This is a genomic window from Myroides odoratimimus, from assembly GCF_030326305.1.
Classification (GTDB): Bacteria; Bacteroidota; Bacteroidia; order Flavobacteriales; family Flavobacteriaceae; genus Flavobacterium; species Flavobacterium odoratimimum_A.
The window spans coordinates 224566-249916 of record NZ_JACAKB010000002.1 but is presented as its reverse complement, the minus strand read 5'-3'; the positions used below and the strand labels follow the sequence as shown (position 1 = coordinate 249916).

Here is a 25351-nt window from a genome sequence, read left to right as displayed (position 1 = left end):
AGAGGATAATGTAAAATGAGTATTGTAAAACTGTAATCCTTAATATTAAATAAAAAAAGCCCATAACAGCGATGTTATGGGCTTCTCTGGAAGTGCTATAATCTTATTTCAGATTGTTGAAATTTCTTTTTACAAAAGCAGTAAGTTCTTCACCTTTTAATAAACCTTGAGATAGTTTTGCAAGGTCCATTGCTTGTTTGATACTTTCTGTTCTAGTTGTTTCATCAGTGTTACTAATGATGTTAGATGCTAGAGGAGAGTTTGTGTTCACCACTAGGTTATACATCTCAGGGAAGTTACCCATACCGAACATACCTCCACCACCTGACTGGCTCATCTCTTTCATACGACGCATAAACTCAGGCTGTGTAATGATGAATGGCTCTGCTGTGCTGTCCATAGCTTCTAGCTTCACAGTATATTTATCCTTAGGTACGATATTCTCTACGATCTCTTGTAATGATTTTTGTTCATCTTCAGATAATCTAGAGATTTCAGAATCCTCTTTCTTAATCAAGTTATTGATATGGTCAGAGTCTACACGTACGAAAGTTGTTTTCTCATTATCACTTTCTAACTTTTGGATCAAGTGAGATACGATAGGAGAGTCTAGTAATAATACTTGGTATCCTTTCTCTTGTGCAGCTGCGATATAGCTGTGTTGAGCATCTTTATTAGAAGCATATAAGATTACTAGATTACCATCTTTGTCAGTTTGGTTATCTTTAGTCGCTTCTTTTAATTCTTCTAATGTATAGAATTTATTATCTACAGTAGGGTAAAGCATGAATGCTCCAGCTTTTTCGTAGAACTTCTCTTCAGATAACATACCGTATTCTAGTACGATTTTGATATCATTCCACTTACTTTCGAAGTCTTCTCTGTTTTCGTTAAATAACGATTTTAACTTATCCGCTACTTTACGAGTGATATAGTTAGAGATCTTCTTCACATTACCATCTGCCTGAAGGTAAGAACGAGATACGTTCAATGGGATGTCTGGAGAGTCGATTACCCCTTTTAACATTGTCAAAAAGTCAGGAACGATACCTTCTACATTATCCGTTACGAATACTTGGTTTTGGTATAATTGGATTTTGTCTTTTTGCATTTGAAGATCAGCATTTAACTTAGGGAAGTATAAGATACCTGTAAGGTTAAATGGATAATCTACATTTAAGTGGATATTGAATAAAGGATCTTCAAATTGAGTAGGGTATAGCTCTTTATAGAAGTTCTTATAATCTTCATCATTTAAATCAGCTGGTTGTTTTGTCCATGCTGGGTTAGGGTTATTGATAATAGTATCTACTTCTACTTTATCCTCTCCTTCACCTTCTTCATGTGTACCGAACTTAATAGGCACAGGCATGAATTTATTGTATTTTACTAATAATTCACGGATTTTATAGTCTTCTAAGAAGTCTAGTGAATCCTCCGCAATGTGTAATACAATCTCAGTACCTCTAGTTGTTTTGTCGCATGCCTCTAAAGTGTACTCTGGGCTACCATCACATGTCCAATGTGCAGCAGGCTCATCTTTAAATGATTTAGTGAAGATTTCTACTTTATCCGCTACCATAAAAGCAGAGTAGAACCCTAGACCAAAGTGTCCGATGATACCTGTGTCTTTAGCCGAGTCTTTATATTTCTCTAAGAACTCTTCAGCTCCAGAGAAAGCTACTTGATTAATGTATTTTTCTACTTCTTCTTTAGTCATCCCTAGACCTTGGTCTATGATGTGAAGTTTTTTATTTTCTTTGTCTATTTTAACTTCGATAATAGGATTTCCGTACTCTACATTAGCTTCTCCTATACTAGTTAAATGTTTTAGTTTTAATGTTGCATCGGTAGCATTAGATACTAACTCTCTTAAAAAAATTTCGTGATCACTGTAAAGGAACTTTTTAATAAGTGGGAAGATGTTCTCCACTGTAACGTTAATTTTTCCAGATGTCATAGTTGTATGTTTAATGTTATTTGAATTTTTAATATTTTTACAGTGATGTTAGGACAAAAAAGATACCAAAGCAAAAAGAGTGTCACTTTGTCAGAAAACTTAAGGTTAACTTATTTCTTTGTAACTTTGAGATTAGTATCGTTCAAAAAAAATGTAACAATAATAAAAGATCTATGAAAAAATTAGTATTATTTGGTGCACTGGCTCTTGCAGTAGCATCGTGTAAACCTACTATGGATACCAAATCTCAGGTAGGGATAAAAGGGAATTGGACTTTAACGGATATCAAGCACATCGGGGGTGAGTTCGTAAAAGTGAGTTCATTTAATATTGCTGATTCACAATGTTTTATTGGGAGCCAATGGAAGTTTGTTTCTAACAATAATACAGGTATAGTAGAATTGACAAAAGGAGGAGACTGTCCTAGTTTTGCAAGTGACTTTAAATGGACTATTACTCCGAATGGTAACTTCGAATTCAAATTCGTCGATGAGGGTGTCAAAGCTAAAAATGTGACAACAGGATATTCTCTACGTGTAAAGAATCAAACAGCTAATACATTTGAATTAGTTGATAAATTCTATGCAGGTGGACAATCGTATGATGTGACATATCGCTTTACTAAGAACTAATTACCTTTTATAACAAAACAATAAAAAAGATGAAAAAAACAGCCACATTTATATTAGCAGGAACATTATTAATCTCTTCAGTATCTTTAACAGGATGTGAAGCTGCTAAAAACTCTAATAAAACACAACGCGGTGCTGCTATCGGTGCTGCAGGTGGAGCTATTATCGGAGGGATCTTAGGTAACAATATCGGCAAAGGTGGAAATGGTGCTTTAGGTGCAGTACTTGGAGGTGTAATCGGTGGTGCTGCTGGAGGAGTGATCGGAAACAAGATGGATAAGCAAGCACGTCAAATCGAAAACACTGTACCTGGTGCTCAAGTAGAACGTGTAGGGGAAGGAATTAAATTAGTGTTAGGAGAGAATTCTGTAAACTTTGATTTAAACTCTTCAACATTGACACAAAGAGCAAAAGATAATTTAGATAAGTTAATTACAGTATTTAAAGATCCTGAGAATCAAGATACAGATATCGAGATATATGGATATACGGATAATACTGGTAGAGAAGAATATAACTTAAGCTTATCTAAAAAACGTGCAGCATCTGTAAGACAGTATTTAGCATCTAAAGGAGTAGCTGCTAATCGTATGAAGACAGATGGTTTCGGAGTAGCTGATCCTATCGCTTCTAACGATACAAAAGAAGGACAAGCTAAGAATAGACGTGTAGAGTTTGCGATTAAAGCAAATGATAAAATGATCAGAGACGCTTATAACGAGTCTGGTTCTTACTAATCAGATGGATATAATACAAAAAAAGGTTCCTTTAAGGAACCTTTTTTATTGGTAATAATTGAAACAAAATTAATATTACTAGCAGTCAGAGCATTTAAGGGTAGAGTCCTCTTGCATCTCATACCAATGCGCTCCGGCTGTAAGTGTCTCGTTTGATTTTATTAATGCTTTTACTGGTTCACTGATGTATACTTTTTTACCTTTTGGGATGTAAATAGTGTATACTATTTTAGCATTTTTAGTATCTGTATTTGTTGTACTTTCTGGAAATAGATTGTTAGAAAGGATTAATTGATTTCCTTCTTGATTGAAGTTAATTAAGTTTAGGTCTATCTCAATTAACTTGTTTTTCTTTTTATTGATAGCAAAGTCTTTAACCTCAGAAGTACCGTATATCTCGTTTTGAAATGTTGGTAAAATCTCTATTTCTATAGGCAAAAGAGAGTTGATTTCTTTTACTTCAAACCCTTCCGTTTTTGACTTATCTGATTTAAAATAATCTTCTGTTACTAATGTGATTTTAATGTCATCAATAGTATCATCAAAGTTGAATTCTGAAGTCACTTTAGCTGACTCTGTATATTCAGTTCTATAGATGTGTCTTGCTTCATAGTTTTTAGCATTTAAGAATGGTATAGAGAACAAACCTAAAGAAATAAACCACAGTAGTAATAACCCAATTATGATTAGAGCTACATACTTAATGTTAGTATAGATCATGCGTAACCCTATAATTAACAATCCGATGAAAGGAAGGGTAACTAATGAAGTTAGCAACAAGATACTTACCCAAAATGGATATACTCCTGCAGAAAGTAAAGGAAATTCAGAACCTATTTCTTCTAAGATAATTTCTTTATTAATCAAAGCTGCTGAAATACCGATTATGCTTGAAAATATTGATAATACACTTATGACGATAAAGAAGATACCGATAATATTTAGGATGATTTTACCACTGCGTTCACCCGCTCTTTTCGTTTGATTTTTGATATGTTCGTAGTCTACATCATTGATCTTGCTCGTTACATAATTAACATTCTCCATTACCTTTTTCTCAATAGTAGAGATATTTATAGGTTCTCTTTTCATTTCTAAGATCTGAGAAGTAGTCTTCGCTTCTGGTACGATAATCCATAAGATGAGGTATAATAAAACTCCTGTTCCGTAGAATAATACTAATATCATAAAGATAATTCTCATCCATACAGTATCTATCTTAAAGTAGTGACCTAGACCTGCTAATACTCCACCTACCATAGCGTTCTCACCATCTCGGTATAGTTTTTTCGTACCAGTGTAGACGTATTTAGTCTCAGTTTTTGCAGCTGGTTCTTCATCTATTATGTAGTCTTCTGGACTTCCCATAATAGAGATTACTCTATCTACATCAGCTATTGTGATAACTTGATTAGAGTCTGTAATATTCTCAGAGAATAGTTCTGCTATTCTGATTTCAATATCGTGAATGATTTCGTCCTGTTCTTCTTTAGGAAACGAACGTTTTATTGCCTTTAGATATTGATCTAGTTTTAGATAAGCATTTTCATCTATGTGAAAAACTGATCCTGCTATATTGATTGTAAGTGTTTTATTCATCGTTCATTTTTTTAGTAGTTATTTCTTTTACTGCATTAGCTAGTTCATACCATGTTTTCGCTAATTCGTCTAAAAATAATTCTCCTTTTTCGGTTAGCTTGTAGTATTTACGTGGAGGTCCAGAACTAGACTCTTCCCATCTATAAGCTAGGTAATCATCATTTTTTAATCTAGTTAGTAAAGGATATACTGTACCTTCTACCACTACCAACTTGACGCTTTTTAGTTCGTCTAGTATTTCTGAGGTATAACAATCTCTCTCTTTAAGAATAGAAAGAATGCAAAACTCTAAAATACCTTTTCGCATTTGCGCTTTTGTGTTTTCTATATTCATGGTAATAGTGTTTCTTATTTTCTATAGCAAAGATATATCTAAAGGAAGGTACTTTGTATTACATAGTACTGTTTTTTAACACAGAATTAACTTTTGTTAAATTTATGTTAGGGATAAACATTTTTTGTATATTTAGTAAAAATCTAAGTTTTATGAAGTTTAACGTATCGAATATTAATAAGTTTTTGTTTTTTAAATTGCCATCTGCTTATTGGACAGGTGTGCGTATGAAAGAAATATCTGATGTAAGGGCAGTTACAACTGTTAAGCATGGTTGGAAAAATCAGAATCCATTTAATTCTATGTACTTTGCTGTACAAGCTATGGCAGCAGAATTATCTACAGGGGCATTAGTTATGCGTAAGATAGCAGAGAGTGGAGAGAAAATATCTATGCTAGTAGCCAATAATAATAGTAGTTTTACAAAGAAGGCAACGGGACGTATTTTTTTTGAATGTGTAGATGGAGCCTTATTAGATGAAGCTATAAAGAAAACAATAGAAACGGGTGAGGGAGTGACTGTATGGATGAAGAGCATTGGAAGAAATGCAGATGGTGATCAGGTGTCTGTCATGAACTTTGAATGGACTTTAAAAATAAGAAGTAAAAAATAATGAAGGTACTGATAACAGGTGCTACAGGTTTTATCGGGAGTAGAGTAACTCAATCTTTGATCAGTCAAGGTCATGAAGTGCATTATCTTACACGCTCTTTAGGTAAGAATGACGTAAGTAGTGCAAAAGGATTTGTATGGGATCCTTATAAGGGCGAGATCGATATCTCTTGTCTAGAAGGAGTAGAAGCTATTATTCATCTTGCTGGGTCTAGTATAGCCGATTCTTGGTCTAAGGCTGGTAAGAAGTTAATATTGGATAGCCGTATTATACCTACTGCTTTTCTTTATCAAGTGTTGAAAGAAAATACGCATGAGGTGAAGCATCTTATTGGCGCATCTGCTATAGGTATTTATAGTAATATAGCTGAGGTACAAGATGAAGAGCATTATCAAAAGGCTACTAACTTTTTAGGTAATGTAGTAGAGCAATGGGAAAGAGGTAATCTAGCGTTTAAAGAATTAGGAATTAAGGTGAGTCTTGTGCGTATAGGTTTAGTATTAGATTTGCATGAGTGTGCATTAGCTACTATGATAAAACCTGTTAGGCTATGGTTAGGTGCACCTATTGGTACAGGGCAGCAGTATTATTCATGGATTCATATTGATGATTTAGTAAACTTGTTTGTCTATGTCTTAGAACGTAGGCTAGAGGGAATTTATAATGGTGTGGCTCCAGAACCTTTGACTAATAGAGAGTTTACAAATAGATTAGGTGAAGCAATGGGGAAGCCTATTTGGTTACCTGCAATACCAGAAAGCGTTATTAGAGTAGCTCTAGGAGAAAAAGCAATCTTAGTAACAGAAGGACAAAAAGTAAGTAGTGAAAAGATTATCAGTTCAGGATTTGAATTTAAATTCAAGACTTTAAAAATGGCTTTAAGGGACTTTTTTAAAAGGTAAAGAAAAAAGTACAATAGATAATGATAGAAGGAAACTTTAGGATGCTAGAGTTTCCTTTTTTTATGAAGTGAAATAGGAATTTTGTTTAAAGAGATTAAGTGAGGTAATTAACACGAATATAGCTTAATAATGAAAATGTCATAATGACAGATTGACTAAGTTGGCAAAGGATTTGCTATGAAGTTAGCAGTTAATAAGAATAATAAATACACAATCATGAGTACTGAAAATAAAGATATAAATAAAGAACAAGAAGAAATTCAACAAGAAGTAGTACAAGATACTGCTGAAACGCAAGAGAACGTAGAACAAGAAGTAAAGAGTGCAGAAGAATTACTTGCAGAACAATTAGCAAGTGAAAAAGATAAGAATTTACGCTTGTTTGCTGAATTTGAAAACTTTAGAAAGCGTACTGCTAAAGAGCGTTTAGAGCTTTTAAGCACTGCAAGTGAAGGTGTGATGTTATCTTTATTACCTGTGTTAGATGATTTTAATCGTGCTATTCTAGAATTAGAGAAGCATGGAGAGAGTGATCATCTTACAGGAATTAAACTAATTGCTACTAAATTTACAGATACATTATCTAGCAAAGGTTTAGTAGAGGTGGAGATTAAGGCAGGAGATGACTTTAATGCCGATTTGTCAGAAGCTGTGACACAAATTCCTGCAGGAGATGATATGAAAGGTAAAGTGGTAGATGTTATAGAAAGAGGATATAAATTAGGAGAAAAAGTTATTCGTTTCCCTAAAGTAGTTATAGGACAGTAATCTTTCTAAAATAGGAAGTAAAAGACAGTAAAGATGAAAAAAGATTATTACGAAATATTAGGTATTGATAAAGGTGCAGATGCTGCAGCTATCAAAAAAGCATACCGTAAGAAAGCAATTGAGTTTCACCCTGATAAAAATCCTGGAGATAAAGAAGCAGAAGAGAAGTTCAAAGAAGCAGCTGAGGCTTATGAAGTATTAAGTGATGCGGATAAGAAAGCGAGATATGATCAATATGGTCATGCTGCATTCGAAGGCGGAGGTGGCTTCGGCGGAGGTGGTCACATGAATATGGATGATATATTCAGTCAGTTCGGAGACATTTTTGGTAGTGCATTCGGAGGCGGAGGCTTTGGTGGCTTCGGCGGAGGTGGTGGCGGTCAGCGCAGAGTGAAAGGAACTAGCTTACGTATAAAAGTGAAGTTGACTTTAGAAGATATCGCTAATGGAGTAGAGAAAAAAATAAAAGTAAAACGCAAAGTTCAAGCGGATGGAGTTACTTACAAAACATGTCCTACCTGTAATGGTACTGGGCAAGTAATGAGAGTAGCTAATACTGTGTTTGGACGTATGCAAACAGCTTCTCCTTGTAATAGCTGTCAAGGAAGTGGTCAAGTAATGGATCACAAACCTGCTGGTGCTGATAATGATGGTATGATCGTAAGTGATGAGACCGTATCAATCAAAATACCTGCAGGTGTAGCAGATGGTATGCAACTGAAAGTATCTGGAAAAGGAAATGAAGCACCAGGAAAGAATAGTATACCAGGAGACTTATTAGTAGTTATAGAAGAATTAGAACACGATACATTACAACGTGAAGGAGATAATCTTCATTATGATTTATACATAAGTTTCGCAGAAGCAGCTCTTGGAGGAAGTAAAGAAATTGATTCGGTAACAGGACGTGTACGTATCAAATTAGAAGAAGGAATTCAGTCTGGTAAGATTTTACGCCTAAAAGGCAAGGGATTACCAAGCTTAAATAGTTACGGAAATGGTGATTTATTAGTACATATTAACGTATGGACACCTAAAAAGTTGAACAAAGAGCAAAAAGAATTCTTTGAGCAAATGCTTGAGGATCAAAACTTTAAGCCGAGTCCGACTAAAAATGACAAATCTTTTTTTGAAAAAGTGAAAGAAATGTTTTCTTGATTGAAAATAAGTTATACATTTGTAGGACACTTATTAAACAGTGGATTTTCTTTTTCATAGCAATTTTTCCCAACCTTATTTATCCAAATAAGGTTGGGTTTTTTTATGCCATATCGAAAATAACTGTCCTCATTCTCCCGTTTTCAAATATTTACTTATTTTTACAGAAATTAATTGAATTCACCGATGCAATCTATATTAGAAGTAAAGGATGTGGTAAAGACATATTCTGATAAAACAGCATTAAATAAAGTATCTCTCACTGTGCCTAAGGGTACAATCTATGGTCTTTTAGGACCTAATGGTGCAGGTAAAACTTCTTTAATCCGTATAATAAATCAAATCACTTATCCAGACTCAGGACAAATCTTACTAGATGGAGAACCTCTAAGTCCAAGACATATTCAAGATATAGGCTATATGCCTGAAGAAAGAGGTCTGTATAAAACTATGAAAGTAGGAGAGCAGGCTATGTATTTGGCTCAATTAAAAGGACTTTCTAAAGCTGAAGCTAAACGTCAATTAGATTATTGGTTTGATAAACTTGATATCAAGGGGTGGTGGAATAAAAAAATACAAGAACTATCAAAAGGAATGGCTCAGAAAATACAGTTTGTAGTAACTGTATTACACGAACCAAAATTATTAATCTTAGATGAACCATTCTCAGGGTTTGACCCAGTTAATGCAAATATCATAAAAGATGAAATCCTAGAGTTAAAGGAAAAAGGTACTACTGTTATATTTTCTACTCACCGTATGGAAAGTGTAGAAGAAATGTGTGATTATATTGCATTAATTAATAAATCAAATAAACTAATAGAAGGAAAACTAGTAGATGTAAAAAGAGAACACAGAACGAACTTGTATCAAGTCGGAGTTTTAAGTGATAATATAGAACGTTTATTTTTAGAATTGAGTGATAAATTCAAGTTCCAAAATACTAGTTTTAAATCTCTTAATAATGAAGTACAGTTAGAAGTGGACTTAGGTACAAAAATGCCTAATGAATTATTAAGTATATTATCTGTTAACGGACAGGTAACTCACTTCGTAGAAAAATTACCAACTGTAAATGATATCTTTATTCAATCTGTAAGCAAGTAATATGAATATACTACCATTAATAATAAAGAGGGAGTTCATTGCTAAAGTACGCAATAAGTCATTTATCGTAATGACTTTCGTAAGCCCTATATTTTTTGTTTTACTAACTGTATTTATTGCTTATTTGAGCAGTATGAAAGGGGAAGTAAAAAAAATAGCTATCCACGATGAAAGTGGATTATTTGTTACTCAATTTGAAAGCAATGAAGCTTTTGAATATCAAGATTTATCAGCAGTTGATTTAGATATTCTTAAAGAGGGAGTGAAAGAGGAAAAGTACGAAGGGGTAGTGTATGTTCCAAAGTCTGATAATATTGGAGATTATCAAGAGAGTGTAACTTATATTTCTAATGAAAGTCCTAGTCTTAGTTTTGTTAGTAAAGTAGAGTTATTGTTAGGAGATAAGATAACACATGTCAATTTAGAACAAAGTGGAATCGATATTTCTGTAATAGATAAAGCTAAGGCTGATGTAAACTTAAAGCTAGTGAAAGCAGATGGAGAAGCTACTGTAAAAGGTCTTAATGAAATTAAGATTATTATAGGTGGGTTATTTGGATACTTTATCATGATGTTTATTATTATTTATGGAAACATGGTGATGCGCTCTGTGATAGAAGAAAAGACAAACCGTATTATAGAAATCATTATCTCATCTGTAAAACCTTTTCAATTGATGATGGGAAAAATAGTAGGAACGTCTATGGCAGGGTTGCTACAATTCCTTATTTGGGGAGTAGTAGGAGCCATTTTATTAGGTGTAGCAAGTAGTGTATTAGGTATCAATGCTATGCCAGGAACAGGAAGTGCTGAAGCTATGCAAGCTGCTAATGGAATGATTTCGAATGAAATAATGTTCGATGTGCAGAATTATGTGAGTGAAATATTAAGTTTACCATTGATTTCTCTGTTTATCTATTTCATTATTTTCTTTATCGGAGGATATTTCTTATATAGTTCATTATATGCAGCTATAGGAGCTGCTGTAGATAACGAAACAGATACTCAACAGTTTTTATTGCCTATTTTGCTTCCTTTAATGTTAGGTGTGTATATTGGTTTCTTTACAGTAATGAAAGATCCACATGGGACAGTTGCTACTGTATTTTCAATGATTCCATTTACCTCTCCAATTGTTATGTTGATGAGAATACCTTTTGGTGTACCTTTGTGGGAAGTTATAGTGTCTATTATTATTCTATTCCTTACATTTATACTAGTAGTATGGATAGCGGCTAAGATATACCGTATTGGAGTGTTAATGTATGGAAAGAGACCTTCATGGAAAGAACTTTATAAGTGGCTTAAATACTAGTGTTATAAATTGCTTTGAATTATAATATATGGGAAAAACATCTAAAATATTAATAGTAGAAGATGAAGCTGCTATTCGTAGAGTGTTAGTAAAGATTCTAGAAGAAGAGTCTTCAGAATATGTAGTAGATGCTGCTGAGAATGGAGAGGAGGCACTACAAAAGATAACGGTTGAAGATTATGATTTAGTAATCTCAGATATCAAGATGCCTAAAATGGATGGAGAGGAACTGTTAGTAGCAGCTAAAAAGATAAAGCCAGATACAGTATTTGTAATGATATCTGGGCATGGAGATTTAGAGACTGCTGTAAACACAATGCGTTTAGGTGCTTTTGACTATATCTCAAAACCACCTGATCTGAATAGGTTACTTACTACAGTTAGAAATGCTTTAGATACTAGTAAGCTAGTAGTAGAGAATACGATATTAAAGAAAAAAGTAGGGAAGAAATACGAAATGATAGGAAATAGTGAACCTATCAGTCAGATAAAGGATATTATCGAAAAAGTAGCTCCTACAGAAGCAAGAGTATTGATAACCGGACCTAATGGGACAGGAAAAGAATTAGTAGCTCATCAGATACATTTGCAAAGTAATCGCGCTCAAAATATGCTGGTAGAAGTGAACTGTGCAGCTATTCCTTCAGAGTTAATAGAGAGTGAATTATTTGGTCATGTAAAAGGGGCTTTTACTTCTGCTGTAAAAGATAGACCAGGTAAGTTCGAACAAGCTAATCACGGAACTATATTTCTAGATGAAATAGGGGATATGAGCCTGTCTGCCCAAGCAAAGGTACTTCGAGCATTACAAGAAAATGTAATCACACGTGTGGGAGCAGAAAAAGATTTGAGAGTAGATGTACGTGTTATTGCAGCTACAAATAAAGATCTTAGGAAAGAAATAGAGGAAGGGCGCTTCAGAGAGGATTTATATCATCGCTTAGCTGTTATTCTAATTAAAGTGCCTGCATTGAATGATCGTAGGGATGACATTCCTTTATTAACGGATCATTTTGTCAATCAAATAGCAAAAGAGCAAGGAACAGCTCCAAAGGTATTTAGTAGTGAAGCTATCGAATTGTTACAACAGTATGATTGGACTGGTAATATTCGTGAGTTGAGAAACGTAATAGAAAGATTAATAATATTAGGAGGCAAGGAAGTTTCGAAACAAGATGTCGAGATGTTTGCAAATAAATAGAATATGAAATTAAAAAAGATAAATAGTACTTTACAAGAGAACTTAAGTAAGAACGGTCTTTTAGAACCAACAACTCTTCAAAAGAAAACTTTTGGAACAATTAAAAGTGGAAGAGATGTAGTTATTTTTGGACCTAAAGAACAAGGGAAAACTACAGCTATGATTATCGCAGCTCTACAGCGTACAGAAAAGCCTGTAGAAGGAGAAATCGCTACTAGAGTATTAATTGTTGTTAAAGATAAGTTTGAGGTAGAGAGATTAATGGAAGTCTTCGAAGCATATAGTAGATATACTGATTTGAGAATCTATGGAGTGCACGATTACACAGATTTAGACGAAGATAAGAATCTACTTTCATTAGGTAATGATATCTTGATAGGTACTGCTAATCGATTGAATGAGATGTTTGCAAGTGCAGGATTTGATGTAAATCAGTTGAAGATGTATATTATAGATGATATAGATATTCAGCTTAGAAATCGCTTGGAACCACGTTTACACAGATTGTCAGAAAGTATCGGGAAAACACAGCGTCTTTATTTAGCTAAAGAATTTGTTGAACAATTAGATATGTTCGCTGATAAGTCTCTTAGTGAAGATGCTGAGTGGTTTGACTTTTATGATGATGACGAAGAGGAAGAGGATAATGAATAAAAATATAGGCTGTCTAGATGGGCAGCCTTTTCTTTTATAATATGTTTTTGTTTTTGACTTCAGCTAAGATGCTTAAAGCTTTTTTCTTTATAACAGCAGGAAGTTGTTTGAAGTTACTGTCTTCTTCTATCTGATATTTATCTTCTTCTTGATAAGGAATATAAGCTGTAACCTTAGATTTATAAAGTTCATAACTATTTGCTTTAGCAGTGTATACAATTACTTTTAAAGGCTTAGCATCTAGACCGTCAGAATTCATAAAATAGGTTAGGTAAAATTCTGGTTTACCATCTTTGTCTATGTCTGTGATGATACAGTAATCATATAGAAACTCTGGTTGTGCTAAGCCTTCAGCGTAGTCTTTGAATTTCATTTTTTCTAATATTCCTCCATGATCTTCTATATAGATACCAGATAATATATCTGTAGGTTTACTAGATAAATAGCTAGGTTTGATTGCTTTTCGCTCATTGAAAAACCATAAATAACTCCCCGTTTTATCTCCTATGTAATTGATAATCATTTTAGGTGTTCCTTCTAGTGGATTACCTAGTTCCTCAATTATATCTTTAAACTTTTGGTCTTTAGGTTTTAATCTTTAGTTTACTTGAGCAATCGAATTAAAGCTAATACAAAGAAATACTAAGGCTAATAGAGTTTTGTTCATATTTTTATATATGGTTAATACATGGTTAAAGATTGATTGATAAAAAGACAATAGCTAGTATTGCTAGAAATATAATGAGTGCGATAATCATTGTTTTTTTTTGTTCTTTTTTATCAAATTCAAAGGTATTTGGCTGTATAAAAAAATCAGCAAATACACTATCGGCTATTTTTAAGTCCGGTCTGTATAACGTAACTCCTTGTAAGAAGTGCTGTCTAAGTTCTCTAGAATTAGTAGAAAGGTATGTGTAAAAAATATCAGTATTCTGAAAAGATACAGTACGTTCCTGATGATTGTAAAATACTTTTAATACCGTTTTACTACTTACATTGACACCTATTGTTTTTGTAAATATATCTTTAGAATAAGGTTGTTTAGATTTGTTGAGATCTTTGTATAATAGATGTTCTATTTCTCCATTGATTTTGTGGTAGTGTATTCCAAGTTCATTGACTACAATTTTTTGTATGAAATGGGGACTTTTCTTTTTATACTCTGTAATGAATTTATACACTCCATAAGTAAGTAGTAAAGTATATAAAACTATTAGTATATAAGCTCCTGTATTGTTTGTATATTCGTTTATTAAAGCAAAAGGAATAAGATATAGTAATAATAAGAAAAATGAGATAAAAAGTAGAAATACGATACGAACGAACAAAGTTAATTTGGGATTTGTAAGAGTGGTTAATTCTGGGAAAGCATCTGAAGTGTATTTCATTTTATCTTTTATCAATATGTAAAAATATAAAATTATTGGGAAGTTGATTTAGAAAAGAAGAAGTAAAAAAAGGAGACCTAAATAAGTCTCCTTTGTAGTAGCGGGAACAGGACTCGAACCTGTGACCTTCGGGTTATGAGCCCGACGAGCTGCCTACTGCTCTATCCCGCGATATTGTGGTGCAAATATACTACTAAATAGTAACCATGCAAGGGATAGAAGCTTTTATTTTAAAAAATATTTTAGTTTTTTGGTTAATGTGTTGTTATTAAGGTTGTTGTTTTTAAGGTTGTTGTTTTTATAATGTGTTTGGGTATATATCGATATTATGAGGTTTAGAGTCTATTATTGCATAGTTTTGAACTTCCTTTAACCAGTTTTGTCGATCTTCTAATGATGAATTATTCAGTAAACCGATGAAAGTACTATCTGTCACTTCTACACCACAGTATTCTAAAATACCTGTTTTGAGTTGAACAAGGGCGCTATCATTAAAAACAGTAGTGTAAACATCTTGACTAAGGTCACCACCAGTTGTGATTATTCTAGCTGTACGTCCTTTTAAGAGACCTATTGTTTCTGTTGTAGAGATATGGTTAAATGTGATGCCAGGTAAGAAGGCTCTATCAAAAAAGCCCTTCATAATAGCTGGTAGACCTACCCACCAAATAGGATGTAACCATACCATATGATTGCTCCATTTAATATCATCTAAGGCTTTTATTAAATCAGGTTCTAGTACTGTGCGTTTTCTATATCCGAATTCAAGATTAGGATTGAAGTCTAAACTGTGAAGGGCTAAATATTTTACTTCTATTTTATGATTATCTTTAAGTGCTTCTATATAAGCAGTAGCAAGCGATTGATTATAACTTTCAGGATCTGGATGTCCATTGATTACTAAGATTTTTTTTGTCATATCGTATTAATGATTTTTAAGACGACAAACTTACTGGTGTTTTTTAGACAGTAGTAGGTATATTTATATGGTATTTCGGTAGTATATATGGAAGGAATATAAATGAAAAAAGGACACCTAATGTAAGATGTCCTTTTATGTTGTAGCGAAGACGGGAGTTGAACCCGTGACCTCAGGGTTATGAATCCCCACTCCTATATATTTTAAGTTGTAACTATCTGTAAATCAATTATTGTTTTTTGATTTATTCCACATAAAGTGGATATTTTTTAATTTGTATTGTCGGCTTAGGTTGTCGGCGTTTGATAAAAATATTGTCTTGTAATCCCATTACCCAATAAGGATTTACATCATAAGTCTCAACTAATTTTTTTAGTTCGTCAATAGTCAATGTACGCTTCTCTGCAACCATATTAACTAGTTGTTGACTATTGATACCAATTGTCTCACAAAAGTCTTTCTTAAACCTTATAGAGCCTTTAGCTTGTAATGCATCAATTAATACGTTTATCTTTTCTCCGTTCATTGCTGTTGAATACTATTTTTGTATTTGTTTTAAATAATCACGATTTACTACTTCTTTAGATTTTTCAGATGTAGGAGTAAGGTCTATTAAAATATTGTTTTTATTTACTATAGTATACATATTCACTTTCTGTGCTTCAGTATACTTATCTGGTTTTATTTGTGCTTTTTGTTTATAAATCTTATATAAAACAGTATTATCATTTTTGTTTTGCTCCATTATGGTAATAAGATTTTTATTGATTGCAATACTATCTTTTATAGCGACTATTTCACTTTTAGTCTTAGACATATCTTCATTATCTTCAGCTATGAGTTTTTCTATTCTCTTTCTGAATTCTGCATTTTGTTTCATACCTGTCTCATACTGTTTAAGTACAACTTTTTGAACAGAATCTTGTTTATGAATTTTCTTCTCTTTTAATCGTATTGATACTCCTTTAAAAACAATATCATTATTTGTATCTATAAGCAAATCATCTATTATGTCTTTTTGGGTTATATCACTTAGATGTGTTAACTCTATAAGTTTATAATCATCAGCATTATTTCCAGCTGATTTTATTTTTTCTTTTACTTGTTTTTCAATTATCTGTTCAATGCTTTCTCCACATGATAAAGAAAGTAAACCAAGTATAGTCAGTAGTAGTAGTTTTTTCATTTTTTCATTTTTTCATTTTTAGATTATGCTTACGAATAATAAGTTTCTTTATTTCATAAGGCATAAATAGAATATTATCATTTTTGTCTTTAACTATTATGTTTTGATTTAGCCCATTTTCTAGTTCAGAATAGTAGTCCGGGTATTTTATAATTGCCTTTTCGAACTTATTTCTATTTATAGTATTTAATCTTTTTATAGTTAATTCAATTAATTTAATCTCAGCTTCTTTATTGAATAACTTCCTGTAAACTAGGATTAGTTTATTATAAGCTCCAAGATAAATAAGGGTATCGTTTTTTTTGAAAGTATCTATTATTTTTTGCAAATATTGTATAGACTCATTATAACATTTGGCTTTATAAAAAACATTTGCTTTTGAGTAATTAATATCGTTAAGTTTTAATAATTCTGATTCTTCATTTTCTTTGTTTATAATATCTATTACTGCGTCATAATCAGCTCTAGGAACATTGAAAAAATTAAATCCAAGATTAACTGCTCTTGTGTATAATTCTATTAAATTAAGTGAAACTTTATTAACATGAATTATAGGTACATATTCAAGAAAGAAACTTTCTGTAAGTAGTTTTATTTCACTACTATTTGTCTCTGATTCACAAGAGTTAGGATTAGATTTATTTTGCTTAAATAGTTCAAGTTCAGCTAATGTAAAGTCACTTTCTAAGTACTCTTCTTTACCAAATAGATTTATTTTAAGGCGTGCATGTATTCTATTATGAGAATCTTCGTAAACTTCAAATAATCTATTATTAGAAATAAACTTTTCCATTACTTTAATTAATTAGCAACAGGATCGTCTACTATTTCAGTAATAACTATAGTGCTATTTTTAATATCACTTTCTATCACAGGTTTATCACCTTTTACAACTATTTTTGCTTCATCTGGATTTATTATAGTTACTTTATTAGATGACCTTTTATAATCTCCATATGTTCTACGTTTACCATAGTTTTCTATTTCAGACTCTATGTAGTAATATACGACAGAAACTGGCTTATAATCATTCTTTACAACATAAGTTATAGTTGATTCGTATGTAGTTTCATTTATTTTCTTGGCCTCTACTTTTTGAGATACTATATAGACTTTAGATCTATCATGACTGTTATCATCCGAACTACACCCTATAAGTACTAGTATAGGTAGTATTAAGTAAATTAATCTTTTCATAGCTTATTTTTATTATAATTGATTGCGAGTTATTTTTCCTTTTACTAGGAATAAGGATACGATGTTTTTCTTTGGTATAATTGTATCTCCTGCAAAACTTGGGTTACTTGCCCTTAGAATTATTTTATCTTCTTCCTTATGTGGGAATAGTAATTTAATAGTACGGAGATCATTTGCTTCAGAATCTGTCACTATCATATAAGCTTCTCCCCATTGTATAATGTCAAAGTTATAAATCTGTTTAACAGCTATTATTTCTCCTGAACAGTATTTAGGATACATGCTATCTCCTGCCATAGGAAGATAGGCTGTACAATCGTCAAAATGAGGATAACTAATATAGAATGAAGGATTCTCTTTAATGTCATTAAAAGAGGTTAAAATAGATCCTGTTGCTTCTATACCTTCATAGTAAGGAACACCTTTCGAATTATCTTTAATCAAACCATCGTTTGATTTTATCATATTTCCATTTCCAGTTAATAACCAATTAGCATCTATTTCTTCAAATGACTGTTTTATTTGAGATAGCTTATCTATGTCAGGTTTTTGCTTGCCTTTTAAGTAATTAGATACTGTTTGATGGTTTAGTCCTGTTCTTTGTGCAAAATCAGCATAACTTTTAATGTTATAGTAATCAGCTATTTGACTTATTCTTTGATTTACTTCATTCATATTAACAAAAAATTAACTACACAAATCAAACGATTGTGTTTTGAAGTCAAACAAACGTTGTATATTTGTGGTAGATAATAACACGGCAAAGATACACACATAATTAAATAATTAAATGGTTATATAATTATTTGTACATCTGACTCGTGTGAAAAAGGTTTAATAAGTTCATTGACATACTGATAAATACTGGGTTTAGGCTTTTAATCATTTTTTTATTTTTTATAAACTCTCCAGTGTAGTAACACACCTTATTATAAGGTTTTGATTTCGTAGATCATTTGGAGAGCTAATCAACTAAAAGCTTATGAATAATATAATACGCGAATTAGGTAAAGTTAATTTTCTAATAGAGGAAACAAAACTTTCAATTGAATGTGTAGAGAACTCACCTTTATATCCATTTGTTAAGGATGAATCATTAAAGGAAATAGAGCTTGATGCATTACATAATAAGATGTCTGAATTAGCTAATAAACGCTATAAACTTTTTGAGGATCTACAGATTGAAGCTGAGAAACAAAAAGTACTTACATCTTCTATGATAAAGAATATTACACTAACTAAAAATAGGAGAGCAAATGCTATTTGATGAAGAACACTATGGAAAGTTGATTTCAAGTCAGCTTTCAGATTATTTGAAGGAATGGACCACGATGCATGATAGAATTGATATTGCTGAAGAGCATAATATATCAAAGTCACTTCTTGAAGCTGTTATGAGAAGGGAAAGAAGTTTGACTAAAAGTAATTCTATTGGGATTATCGATTTAGCTCGTAAGGCGGTTCATAATTGCACTCATAAGATTGAGAGAGCAAAGAAAGTTAAGAAGCAACTAGATTACCTTTTAAACGATGACAAAAGAGGAAATAATTGCATTTCAAACGGATAAATTAAATACTGCACATGAGTTAATACGAATGTTCAGAGGACAACTGTTAGCCGCAGAACGCATGGAAAGTGAGGCAAGACTTGCTCTTTTTCGTTTGGGAGCGAAAAGGGGCAAGAAAACAGTAGTACTATCACAAGAGCAAAAAGAAAAGCTACAAAGACAGTTACGGGTATAAAAAAAGCCCACTTGGGAAAGTGAGCCAAAAAAGTATCTCTACTGAGAATCGAATTAAAAAAAACAATAGAGATGATTTTTTAATTACCATCGACACAAAAGTACATCAAACCATCAACAATTTCAACATGAAAAAAATTGAATTAAAGAAAATGTCTCTTGAAAACTTCAAGGGCATTAAAAGTCTATCAGTTGACTTTACAAACAAAACTGATATTTATGGAGCTAATGCATCAGGTAAGACAACGTTATTTGATGCATTTACCTGGTTACTATTTGGAAAAGATAGTACAGATAGAAAGGATTTTGAGATTAAAACACTTGATTCAAATAATCAGGTTATCCCAAAAATAGATCATGAAGTTGAAGCTACTCTTGTAGTAAATAATGAGGAGGTAATCTTAAGACGTGTATTCCGAGAAAAATGGGTAAAACAAAGAGGAGCGTTTGAACCATCATTCACAGGAAATGAAACCATTTATTATTGGAATGAAGTTCCAATGAATCAAAAAGAATACACATCTAAAATAGCTGATATTTTGGATGAAAGTATTTTTAAATTGATTTCTAATCCATTAGCATTTAATTCTTTAAAATGGCAGGATATACGAAATGTTTTAACAAGTATTGCCGACAATACTGACTATCAAAATTTGATAAAAGGAGATAGAGATCTAGAAGTCTTATTGCAGTTAACAGAGAAGAAAACTATTCAGGAGATAAAGGCTGAGAATAGTAGTAAGGTTAAAAAGATTAAGGCAGATTTAGATCTCATTCCTACTCGAATAGATGAGGTTCAGAAATCAAAACCTATCCCGATTGATTATATCGGATGTAGAAAGCAGCTTAATGAGTTAGAGCAGAAATTAAATAAAGTTGATTCTGAGTTATTAGATAGTTCTAAAGCATATCAAGCTGAACTGGATAAGAAGAAAGACATTCAGAATAAAAAGTTTGAAGTAGAAACTGAGTTAAGTACTTTATTAAATAAGTTCAAGAGTGAATCAGATAATGAATGTAAGGTAGATACTAGTACAGTTGATAATCTTCGACTTAAGATAAAAGAAACTGAAAACAACTTACAGTCTTATAGAAACGGAATATCTTCTTTAGAAGTACAAAAGAGCAATCTAGAAACAGAAATAAAGCAGCTTGAAAGTAAAGCAGAAGCATTAAGAACTAAGTGGCATGAAGAAAATGCAAATGAGCTAGTTTTTAATGACAATGAGTTTGTTTGTTCTTGTTGTAATCGTCCTTTTGAAACAAATGATATTGAGAGTAAGAAATCAGAAATGATTACAAATTTCAATAATAACAAGAAGTCAATTCTTGAAAATATTAGTAGCCAGGGGAAAGGAACTAAAGACGAGATTACTTCGAAAAACAAAGAAGTTGATACATTATTTCATCGCATAGCAGATGGACAATCTGTAATTACTAAACAAGAACAGGAATTAGGAATGCTAAAATCAACATTAGAACTTGAACTAGGAAAACAAACTAATGTTAAGAATCCTTCTTGTTTATATAATGAAAAGGTAAGTGCTTCTAATGAGGTTAATATTCTTAAATCTGATATTGAACGATATAATCAGTTATTAAGTGAAGAGGTAAATATTGATAATCAATCTTTGTTAAATAGTAAGAGCGAGATCATCACACTTATTGATGGCGTCAAAGAGAAACTATCAACTGAGGCTACAATTAAAAGAGCAAATGAACGTATTGATGAACTTCAAAGAGAAGAACAAAGTTTAGCAAACTCCTTAAATGAGTTAGAAAAACAACAGTTCACAATAGAACGTTTTATCAAACTTGAGATAGAGTCTTTAGAGAATAGTATCAATGGAAGGTTCAAATATGTATCATTTAAATTATTTGAGTCTCAGATTAATGGAGGGGAGACAGAAACTTGTCAAACTCTGATTAATGGAGTGCCTTTTTCTGATGCTAACACGGCATCTAAAATTAATGCTGGACTTGATATTATTAATGTACTAAATGAATACTATTCAGTATCAGCTCCAATCTTTATAGATAATAGGGAGTCTGTTAGTGAGTTAATAGACACTACTTCACAAGTGATTAATTTGTTTGTGAGTCCAGAGGATAAAGAATTAAGATTTTCATGTAAATAGTTGTGTTGGTTTTAAAAGGAGTGAGTGGCGGAATTAAGGTAGACGCTATAGTTAAATACTAGTCAAACTTAGATTGGTAGAATAGTCAATGGATAGTAGACGTATCTGTAATGGAGTAAAATCGGAAGAACACAAACTATATCTCATACATCATGTAGGTTCGAATCCTACCTCATTCTTTTTTTTATCGATACATAATCTAAAAAAATAAATACCATGTCAAATACAAATACTCAGCAACTAGAAGTTGTAAAGAAAGATATATCAACTCAAGTACTACAAAAAGTAGAAGCATTTAAAAATGCTGGAGAATTAAGAATACCAGAAGATTATTCTCCAGAGAATGCACTTAAAAGTGCTTATCTGATTTTGTCAGAAACAAAAAATAGAGAAGGCAAATTTGCTTTAGATCATTGTACGAAAGAAAGCATTGCAAACGCATTATTAAAGATGGTTGTTTGGGGATTGTCTCCACTTAAAAAACAATGTGACTTTATTATGTATGGTAATAAACTTGAATGCTCTATTGAATATACAGGTAATATAGCATTAGCTAAACGTTATGGAGGATTAAAGGATATTAAACCCATAACTATTTTTGAAGGGGATGACTTTGAGTTTGAAATCGATGCTGTTACAGGTCGTAAGAAGATATTAAAACACAAACAGACTTTAGAGTCTTTAGGAAGTAAGAACGTCAAAGGGGCTTATGCTATTATGACATTCTTAGATGATACTACAGATGTAGAAATTATGTCTATTAATCAGATAAAGGATGCTTGGAATCAAGGAGCAGCAAATGGTAATTCTCCAGCTCATAAAAACTTTCCAGACCAAATGGCTAATAAAACAGTAATCAATAGGGCTACTAAATTACTAATACGTGCTTCTGATGATTCTGTTCTATTTAATAAAGAGGAAGAAGAGGTTCAACCAAGTATTGTAAAGGCAGAAGTAGAACACGAGATTACGATGAATGCTAATGCTGAAGAAATAGCATTTGAAGAATTACCAAATGAAAATACAGAGCCAGTTCAAGAGAATTATAATCAACAACATTACGAAGAGCAAATCCAGAGTAATGATGGTCCAGGATTCTAATGAGATTACATGTTATTGGAACAGGATCTAGAGGAAATTGTTACCTGCTCTACAATGAGCAGGAAACACTCCTTATAGAATGCGGTGTACCATTTAGAAAAATAAAGGAGGCTTTAAACTTCGATATTTCTAAAGTAGTAGGATGTATAGTAACACATGAGCACGGTGATCATAATAAATCAATTGATGAGGTACTTAAATCAACTATTCAAGTTTATGCATCTAGAGGAACTCTTTCTGCTAGTAATCATCAAGAACATCATAATGTTCATATTGTTAAAGCTAAAAAGATGTTTAAAGTAGGGGGGTTCTCGATAATACCATTTGATGTAAAGCATGATGTGAATGAACCTTTAGGCTTTCTAATACATCATAATGATTGTGGTATCACACTATTCTTAACCGATACTTTTTATTCTCCTTATCGATTTAAAGGACTGAATAATCTTATAGTAGAAGCTAATTTTTGTGAGGATATCATAGAAGAGAAACTTAAGCTAGATAAAACATTCCTTAAGAATAGAATACTTAAGAGTCACTTGTCTATTCAGAAGTGTATTGACCTATTAAGGTCAAATGATTTATCTCAAGTAAATAATATTGTTCTAATTCACTTGTCAGACTCTAATTCCAATGAACTAGAGTTTAAGCGCAAAGTAGAAAACGCTACTTTAAAGAATGTTAGTGTTGCTTCTAATGGGATGGATATCGAATTTAATAAAACACCTTTTTGATGAGAGATTTTATACAATTAATGGAAGATAAACCTGCTGTTTTTCTTGCTATAGGCTTTTTTATAGTGATAGTTTTAAAAGTAATTTTTAAAGATAAAGATAAATGCAACTAAACATTACTCCTAAAGAGCAAATAGAAATTGAATTACAAGAGATTCAAGATTTTTGTGATATAACAATGAGCGAGGATGCTCAAGAAGCACATGAAAGAGGTAATGTATTATCTGCTTATATCTCTAGAACAGCAAAGCTTTTAGCAGATGCAAAATATCATAAAGATGAAATATTGAAGTCTGAAATGATTTCAGAAATTACAAGGATAATTTCATTGTCTCCAAGTGTAGCAACAAAGTTTATTGAAACCTTAACCAAAGAAGAAAATTATTTGTTTCTCTGGGCTGAGAGGATTCATAGAACATGTGTACATCAGTTAGAATGGTGTAGGACTGTAATATCAAAAGCTAAAGCAGAAATGCAAGCTTTCGGTAAATAAACAACTCTTTTCTTTTCAACAATAAGCGATTGTATTCCCCACTACATCGCTTGTTTTATCAACAATTTAAAATCAAAAACCATGATCAATTTATTCAACGTAAATATTGAAACGTTATCAATACACCAGGTAGGAAATAAAAGTAGAAATGAAGCTTTCTTTCTATCAGAAGAACCATATAAATTAAATGATGAAATAGCTCCTTTATTAAAAGAGTATTTCTTCAAGCCTTTCCGTGAGAAGGAAGAGAATTATTATCAATTTGCTCACGATGTTGATTTAGAATTCAACGAAATGTACAATTATGTGAATGGGCTGTTTAATACTCCATCAACTGAAAATGTACATAACATTTCTCAAAAAATAACACGACACCTATATGAGCAATCTAATCATCCACATATTAAAAATGGAGAAGTATATGTGACTTATCTAAGTAATGTATCGATTGACAATAATGTAGTAGATGCTATAGGTATCTTCAAGTCTGAAATTAAAACTGATTTCATTCAGTTTGAAACTGATAGTTCAAGTCTTAAAATGAAGTTAGAACAAGGCATTAACTTAAACAAGCTAGATAAAGGATGCTTAATATTCAACTACAAAAAAGAAGAAGGTTATAAAATCCTAACTATTGATAGCAATAAGTATGATGCACGTTATTGGTTAGAGCACTTTTTAAATGTAGATATATTCCAAGATGAAGCCTATATGACTAAGAAGTATCTAAAGTTCTGTCAAGATTTCGCTAAAGAAGTAGTACTTCCTGCAGAGGATAAAAAAGAAGAGGTAATGTTTATGAACCGTTCTGTGAACTACTTTGCTAAGAATGACGATTTTGAGGAATCAGATTTTTTAAATGAAGTAATAGATAATCCAGATCTAGCAGCTGAGTTCAAAAACTACAAAGTTGACAAAGGGGAGAAATACAGTATCGAAGACACAACATCTTTCCCTATCGTTAACAATGCGGTTACAGATGCTAGAAAGAAACTGAAGAATGTAATCAACCTAGATACTAATATCACAATAAAACTTGACTTTGTTAACCCTGAAAGTGCTGATGAGTTTATTGAGAAAGGTTGGGATGAAGAAAAACAGATGTACTACTACCTATGTTATTTCAATAAAGAACAAAATAAGTAGTATGCAAGACAGTTTAAACGCATTACAAAGCTTTCTTGACACTCTAGGATCTAAAGGTTTCTTCTTTCTGTTTATTAATCATAATAACAAGTTTTTTAGGCTAACATGTAATCATTATGATACAACAGATAAAGATGACTTCTTATTAGAAACACCATGTACTGAATGTGGTGTTTCTAATATGCTAGAGATGATAGAAAAGTATGTTGAAGAATACACATCCAAAAAATGAAACAAAAGACTAAGTTCCCAACATTAGAAACTTTAATGTTGATCGTAACTGCATTCGCAGTCGCTATTATAAATTTTTTACTTTCTTAAAATAT

The 25351-nt window shown here is 32.1% G+C and carries 29 protein-coding genes and 1 tRNA gene; 18 read left to right on the top strand and 12 right to left on the bottom strand.

The window, feature by feature from the left end; genetic code table 11:
- Positions 1–103: 103 nt before the first annotated feature.
- Positions 104–1960: a molecular chaperone HtpG gene (htpG, locus tag HX049_RS02840; protein WP_286413880.1), complete on the bottom strand. Its 1857-nt coding sequence runs from the start codon at positions 1958–1960 to the stop codon at positions 104–106.
- Between the two features lie 173 nt (positions 1961–2133).
- On the opposite strand from htpG, the gene HX049_RS02835 reads away from it, so the two are divergent.
- Both HX049_RS02835 and HX049_RS02830 read left to right on the top strand, forming a co-directional pair.
- Complete coding sequence (locus tag HX049_RS02835; RefSeq protein ID WP_286413877.1) at positions 2134–2592, top strand: lipocalin family protein; 459 nt, start codon at positions 2134–2136, stop codon at positions 2590–2592.
- A gap of 29 nt (positions 2593–2621) precedes the next feature.
- On the top strand, positions 2622–3329 hold the full coding sequence (locus HX049_RS02830) for an OmpA family protein (protein ID WP_041889457.1): 708 nt from the start codon (positions 2622–2624) through the stop codon (positions 3327–3329).
- A gap of 78 nt (positions 3330–3407) precedes the next feature.
- On the opposite strand, the gene HX049_RS02825 is transcribed toward HX049_RS02830, so the two are convergent.
- Entirely contained in the window at positions 3408–4928 is a 1521-nt protein-coding gene (locus HX049_RS02825) for a PspC domain-containing protein (RefSeq protein ID WP_286413875.1), read from the bottom strand.
- The gene (locus tag HX049_RS02820; protein ID WP_006257061.1) at positions 4921–5262 is read right to left on the bottom strand and encodes a PadR family transcriptional regulator; all 342 of its coding nucleotides are present in this window, start codon (positions 5260–5262) and stop codon (positions 4921–4923) included. The genes HX049_RS02825 and HX049_RS02820 overlap by 8 nt, the downstream gene beginning before the upstream one ends.
- A 152-nt stretch (positions 5263–5414) precedes the next feature.
- On the opposite strand from HX049_RS02820, the gene HX049_RS02815 reads away from it, so the two are divergent.
- The 8 genes from HX049_RS02815 (at position 5415) to HX049_RS02780 (ending at position 12981) form a co-directional block, all read left to right on the top strand.
- Positions 5415–5876, top strand: coding sequence for a DUF4442 domain-containing protein (locus HX049_RS02815; protein WP_286413872.1), 462 nt, complete (start codon positions 5415–5417; stop codon positions 5874–5876).
- Positions 5876–6778 (top strand): TIGR01777 family oxidoreductase, encoded by a 903-nt coding sequence (locus tag HX049_RS02810; RefSeq protein ID WP_286413871.1) that lies wholly within the window; start codon positions 5876–5878, stop codon positions 6776–6778. The genes HX049_RS02815 and HX049_RS02810 overlap by 1 nt, the downstream gene beginning before the upstream one ends.
- A gap of 177 nt (positions 6779–6955) precedes the next feature.
- Positions 6956–7546 carry a nucleotide exchange factor GrpE gene (locus HX049_RS02805; RefSeq protein ID WP_286413870.1) on the top strand — a complete coding sequence of 197 codons (591 nt, stop codon included), beginning with the start codon at positions 6956–6958 and terminating at the stop codon, positions 7544–7546.
- A gap of 33 nt (positions 7547–7579) precedes the next feature.
- Positions 7580–8704, top strand: coding sequence for a molecular chaperone DnaJ (dnaJ, locus tag HX049_RS02800; RefSeq protein ID WP_006257057.1), 1125 nt, complete (start codon positions 7580–7582; stop codon positions 8702–8704).
- Positions 8705–8890: 186 nt separating this feature from the next.
- Positions 8891–9811, top strand: a complete 921-nt coding sequence (locus tag HX049_RS02795) for an ABC transporter ATP-binding protein (RefSeq protein ID WP_286413868.1) — start codon at positions 8891–8893, stop codon at positions 9809–9811.
- A 1-nt stretch (position 9812) separates the two neighbouring features.
- The gene (locus tag HX049_RS02790; protein WP_286413866.1) at positions 9813–11126 is read left to right on the top strand and encodes an ABC transporter permease; all 1314 of its coding nucleotides are present in this window, start codon (positions 9813–9815) and stop codon (positions 11124–11126) included.
- A 28-nt stretch (positions 11127–11154) separates the two neighbouring features.
- Positions 11155–12327 carry a sigma-54-dependent transcriptional regulator gene (locus tag HX049_RS02785; RefSeq protein WP_286413865.1) on the top strand — a complete coding sequence of 391 codons (1173 nt, stop codon included), beginning with the start codon at positions 11155–11157 and terminating at the stop codon, positions 12325–12327.
- Between the two features lie 3 nt (positions 12328–12330).
- On the top strand, positions 12331–12981 hold the full coding sequence (locus HX049_RS02780; protein WP_286413863.1) for a DEAD/DEAH box helicase: 651 nt from the start codon (positions 12331–12333) through the stop codon (positions 12979–12981).
- Between the two features lie 34 nt (positions 12982–13015).
- Here HX049_RS02780 and HX049_RS02775 read toward each other — a convergent pair whose 3' ends face one another.
- The 9 genes from HX049_RS02775 to HX049_RS02735 all read right to left on the bottom strand — a co-directional run bounded on the left by HX049_RS02775 (position 13016) and on the right by HX049_RS02735 (position 18346).
- Complete coding sequence (locus HX049_RS02775) at positions 13016–13504, bottom strand: hypothetical protein (protein ID WP_286413861.1); 489 nt, start codon at positions 13502–13504, stop codon at positions 13016–13018.
- 169 nt (positions 13505–13673) lie between these two features.
- Entirely contained in the window at positions 13674–14369 is a 696-nt protein-coding gene (locus HX049_RS02770) for a hypothetical protein (protein ID WP_286413858.1), read from the bottom strand.
- Positions 14370–14467: 98 nt separating this feature from the next.
- Positions 14468–14540 (bottom strand) — tRNA-Met (locus HX049_RS02765).
- A 127-nt stretch (positions 14541–14667) separates the two neighbouring features.
- Positions 14668–15288, bottom strand: a complete 621-nt coding sequence (locus HX049_RS02760) for an NAD(P)H-dependent oxidoreductase (RefSeq protein ID WP_286413857.1) — start codon at positions 15286–15288, stop codon at positions 14668–14670.
- A 244-nt stretch (positions 15289–15532) separates the two neighbouring features.
- Positions 15533–15814 carry a helix-turn-helix transcriptional regulator gene (locus HX049_RS02755; RefSeq protein WP_025124414.1) on the bottom strand — a complete coding sequence of 94 codons (282 nt, stop codon included), beginning with the start codon at positions 15812–15814 and terminating at the stop codon, positions 15533–15535.
- Between the two features lie 12 nt (positions 15815–15826).
- A complete protein-coding gene (locus HX049_RS02750; protein WP_286413854.1) occupies positions 15827–16474 on the bottom strand; it encodes a hypothetical protein in 648 nt (215 codons plus the stop codon).
- A 4-nt stretch (positions 16475–16478) separates the two neighbouring features.
- The gene (locus HX049_RS02745; protein WP_286413851.1) at positions 16479–17267 is read right to left on the bottom strand and encodes a hypothetical protein; all 789 of its coding nucleotides are present in this window, start codon (positions 17265–17267) and stop codon (positions 16479–16481) included.
- An 8-nt stretch (positions 17268–17275) separates the two neighbouring features.
- Positions 17276–17671 carry a hypothetical protein gene (locus HX049_RS02740; RefSeq protein WP_286413848.1) on the bottom strand — a complete coding sequence of 132 codons (396 nt, stop codon included), beginning with the start codon at positions 17669–17671 and terminating at the stop codon, positions 17276–17278.
- Between the two features lie 12 nt (positions 17672–17683).
- Positions 17684–18346 (bottom strand): XRE family transcriptional regulator, encoded by a 663-nt coding sequence (locus tag HX049_RS02735; protein ID WP_286413845.1) that lies wholly within the window; start codon positions 18344–18346, stop codon positions 17684–17686.
- 307 nt (positions 18347–18653) lie between these two features.
- On the opposite strand from HX049_RS02735, the gene HX049_RS02730 reads away from it, so the two are divergent.
- The 8 genes from HX049_RS02730 to HX049_RS02695 all read left to right on the top strand — a co-directional run bounded on the left by HX049_RS02730 (position 18654) and on the right by HX049_RS02695 (position 25257).
- On the top strand, positions 18654–18938 hold the full coding sequence (locus HX049_RS02730; protein ID WP_286413842.1) for a hypothetical protein: 285 nt from the start codon (positions 18654–18656) through the stop codon (positions 18936–18938).
- Positions 18928–19239 carry a hypothetical protein gene (locus HX049_RS02725; protein ID WP_025124409.1) on the top strand — a complete coding sequence of 104 codons (312 nt, stop codon included), beginning with the start codon at positions 18928–18930 and terminating at the stop codon, positions 19237–19239. Before HX049_RS02730 ends, HX049_RS02725 begins: the two co-directional genes overlap by 11 nt.
- Before the next feature lie 302 nt (positions 19240–19541).
- The gene (locus HX049_RS02720) at positions 19542–21551 is read left to right on the top strand and encodes a DUF2813 domain-containing protein (protein ID WP_286413839.1); all 2010 of its coding nucleotides are present in this window, start codon (positions 19542–19544) and stop codon (positions 21549–21551) included.
- A 216-nt stretch (positions 21552–21767) separates the two neighbouring features.
- Entirely contained in the window at positions 21768–22652 is an 885-nt protein-coding gene (locus HX049_RS02715) for a RecT family recombinase (RefSeq protein ID WP_286413838.1), read from the top strand.
- Positions 22652–23386 (top strand): MBL fold metallo-hydrolase, encoded by a 735-nt coding sequence (locus tag HX049_RS02710; protein ID WP_286413837.1) that lies wholly within the window; start codon positions 22652–22654, stop codon positions 23384–23386. The genes HX049_RS02715 and HX049_RS02710 overlap by 1 nt, the downstream gene beginning before the upstream one ends.
- A gap of 103 nt (positions 23387–23489) precedes the next feature.
- Complete coding sequence (locus HX049_RS02705) at positions 23490–23879, top strand: hypothetical protein (RefSeq protein WP_029988596.1); 390 nt, start codon at positions 23490–23492, stop codon at positions 23877–23879.
- 81 nt (positions 23880–23960) lie between these two features.
- Entirely contained in the window at positions 23961–25025 is a 1065-nt protein-coding gene (locus tag HX049_RS02700; protein ID WP_286413835.1) for a nucleoid-associated protein, read from the top strand.
- Between the two features lies 1 nt (position 25026).
- Positions 25027–25257 (top strand): hypothetical protein, encoded by a 231-nt coding sequence (locus HX049_RS02695; RefSeq protein ID WP_286413833.1) that lies wholly within the window; start codon positions 25027–25029, stop codon positions 25255–25257.
- The last annotated feature ends 94 nt before the right edge of the window (positions 25258–25351 follow it).

Coding starts and splice junctions, on each gene's coding strand:
- HX049_RS02700 (WP_286413835.1), top strand. CDS start 23,961: ATGATCAATTTATTCAACGTAAATATTGAAACGTTATCAATACACCAG.
- htpG (WP_286413880.1), bottom strand. CDS start 1,960: ATGACATCTGGAAAAATTAACGTTACAGTGGAGAACATCTTCCCACTT.
- HX049_RS02815 (WP_286413872.1), top strand. CDS start 5,415: ATGAAGTTTAACGTATCGAATATTAATAAGTTTTTGTTTTTTAAATTG.
- HX049_RS02755 (WP_025124414.1), bottom strand. CDS start 15,814: ATGAACGGAGAAAAGATAAACGTATTAATTGATGCATTACAAGCTAAA.
- HX049_RS02810 (WP_286413871.1), top strand. CDS start 5,876: ATGAAGGTACTGATAACAGGTGCTACAGGTTTTATCGGGAGTAGAGTA.
- HX049_RS02835 (WP_286413877.1), top strand. CDS start 2,134: ATGAAAAAATTAGTATTATTTGGTGCACTGGCTCTTGCAGTAGCATCG.
- HX049_RS02805 (WP_286413870.1), top strand. CDS start 6,956: ATGAAGTTAGCAGTTAATAAGAATAATAAATACACAATCATGAGTACT.
- HX049_RS02725 (WP_025124409.1), top strand. CDS start 18,928: ATGCTATTTGATGAAGAACACTATGGAAAGTTGATTTCAAGTCAGCTT.
- HX049_RS02705 (WP_029988596.1), top strand. CDS start 23,490: ATGCAACTAAACATTACTCCTAAAGAGCAAATAGAAATTGAATTACAA.
- HX049_RS02710 (WP_286413837.1), top strand. CDS start 22,652: ATGAGATTACATGTTATTGGAACAGGATCTAGAGGAAATTGTTACCTG.
- HX049_RS02730 (WP_286413842.1), top strand. CDS start 18,654: ATGAATAATATAATACGCGAATTAGGTAAAGTTAATTTTCTAATAGAG.
- HX049_RS02775 (WP_286413861.1), bottom strand. CDS start 13,504: ATGATTATCAATTACATAGGAGATAAAACGGGGAGTTATTTATGGTTT.
- HX049_RS02820 (WP_006257061.1), bottom strand. CDS start 5,262: ATGAATATAGAAAACACAAAAGCGCAAATGCGAAAAGGTATTTTAGAG.
- HX049_RS02790 (WP_286413866.1), top strand. CDS start 9,813: ATGAATATACTACCATTAATAATAAAGAGGGAGTTCATTGCTAAAGTA.
- HX049_RS02760 (WP_286413857.1), bottom strand. CDS start 15,288: ATGACAAAAAAAATCTTAGTAATCAATGGACATCCAGATCCTGAAAGT.
- HX049_RS02735 (WP_286413845.1), bottom strand. CDS start 18,346: ATGAATGAAGTAAATCAAAGAATAAGTCAAATAGCTGATTACTATAAC.
- HX049_RS02825 (WP_286413875.1), bottom strand. CDS start 4,928: ATGAATAAAACACTTACAATCAATATAGCAGGATCAGTTTTTCACATA.
- HX049_RS02750 (WP_286413854.1), bottom strand. CDS start 16,474: ATGAAAAAACTACTACTACTGACTATACTTGGTTTACTTTCTTTATCA.
- HX049_RS02785 (WP_286413865.1), top strand. CDS start 11,155: ATGGGAAAAACATCTAAAATATTAATAGTAGAAGATGAAGCTGCTATT.
- HX049_RS02740 (WP_286413848.1), bottom strand. CDS start 17,671: ATGAAAAGATTAATTTACTTAATACTACCTATACTAGTACTTATAGGG.
- HX049_RS02715 (WP_286413838.1), top strand. CDS start 21,768: ATGTCAAATACAAATACTCAGCAACTAGAAGTTGTAAAGAAAGATATA.
- HX049_RS02695 (WP_286413833.1), top strand. CDS start 25,027: ATGCAAGACAGTTTAAACGCATTACAAAGCTTTCTTGACACTCTAGGA.
- HX049_RS02770 (WP_286413858.1), bottom strand. CDS start 14,369: ATGAAATACACTTCAGATGCTTTCCCAGAATTAACCACTCTTACAAAT.
- HX049_RS02795 (WP_286413868.1), top strand. CDS start 8,891: ATGCAATCTATATTAGAAGTAAAGGATGTGGTAAAGACATATTCTGAT.
- HX049_RS02830 (WP_041889457.1), top strand. CDS start 2,622: ATGAAAAAAACAGCCACATTTATATTAGCAGGAACATTATTAATCTCT.
- HX049_RS02780 (WP_286413863.1), top strand. CDS start 12,331: ATGAAATTAAAAAAGATAAATAGTACTTTACAAGAGAACTTAAGTAAG.
- HX049_RS02720 (WP_286413839.1), top strand. CDS start 19,542: ATGAAAAAAATTGAATTAAAGAAAATGTCTCTTGAAAACTTCAAGGGC.
- dnaJ (WP_006257057.1), top strand. CDS start 7,580: ATGAAAAAAGATTATTACGAAATATTAGGTATTGATAAAGGTGCAGAT.
- HX049_RS02745 (WP_286413851.1), bottom strand. CDS start 17,267: ATGGAAAAGTTTATTTCTAATAATAGATTATTTGAAGTTTACGAAGAT.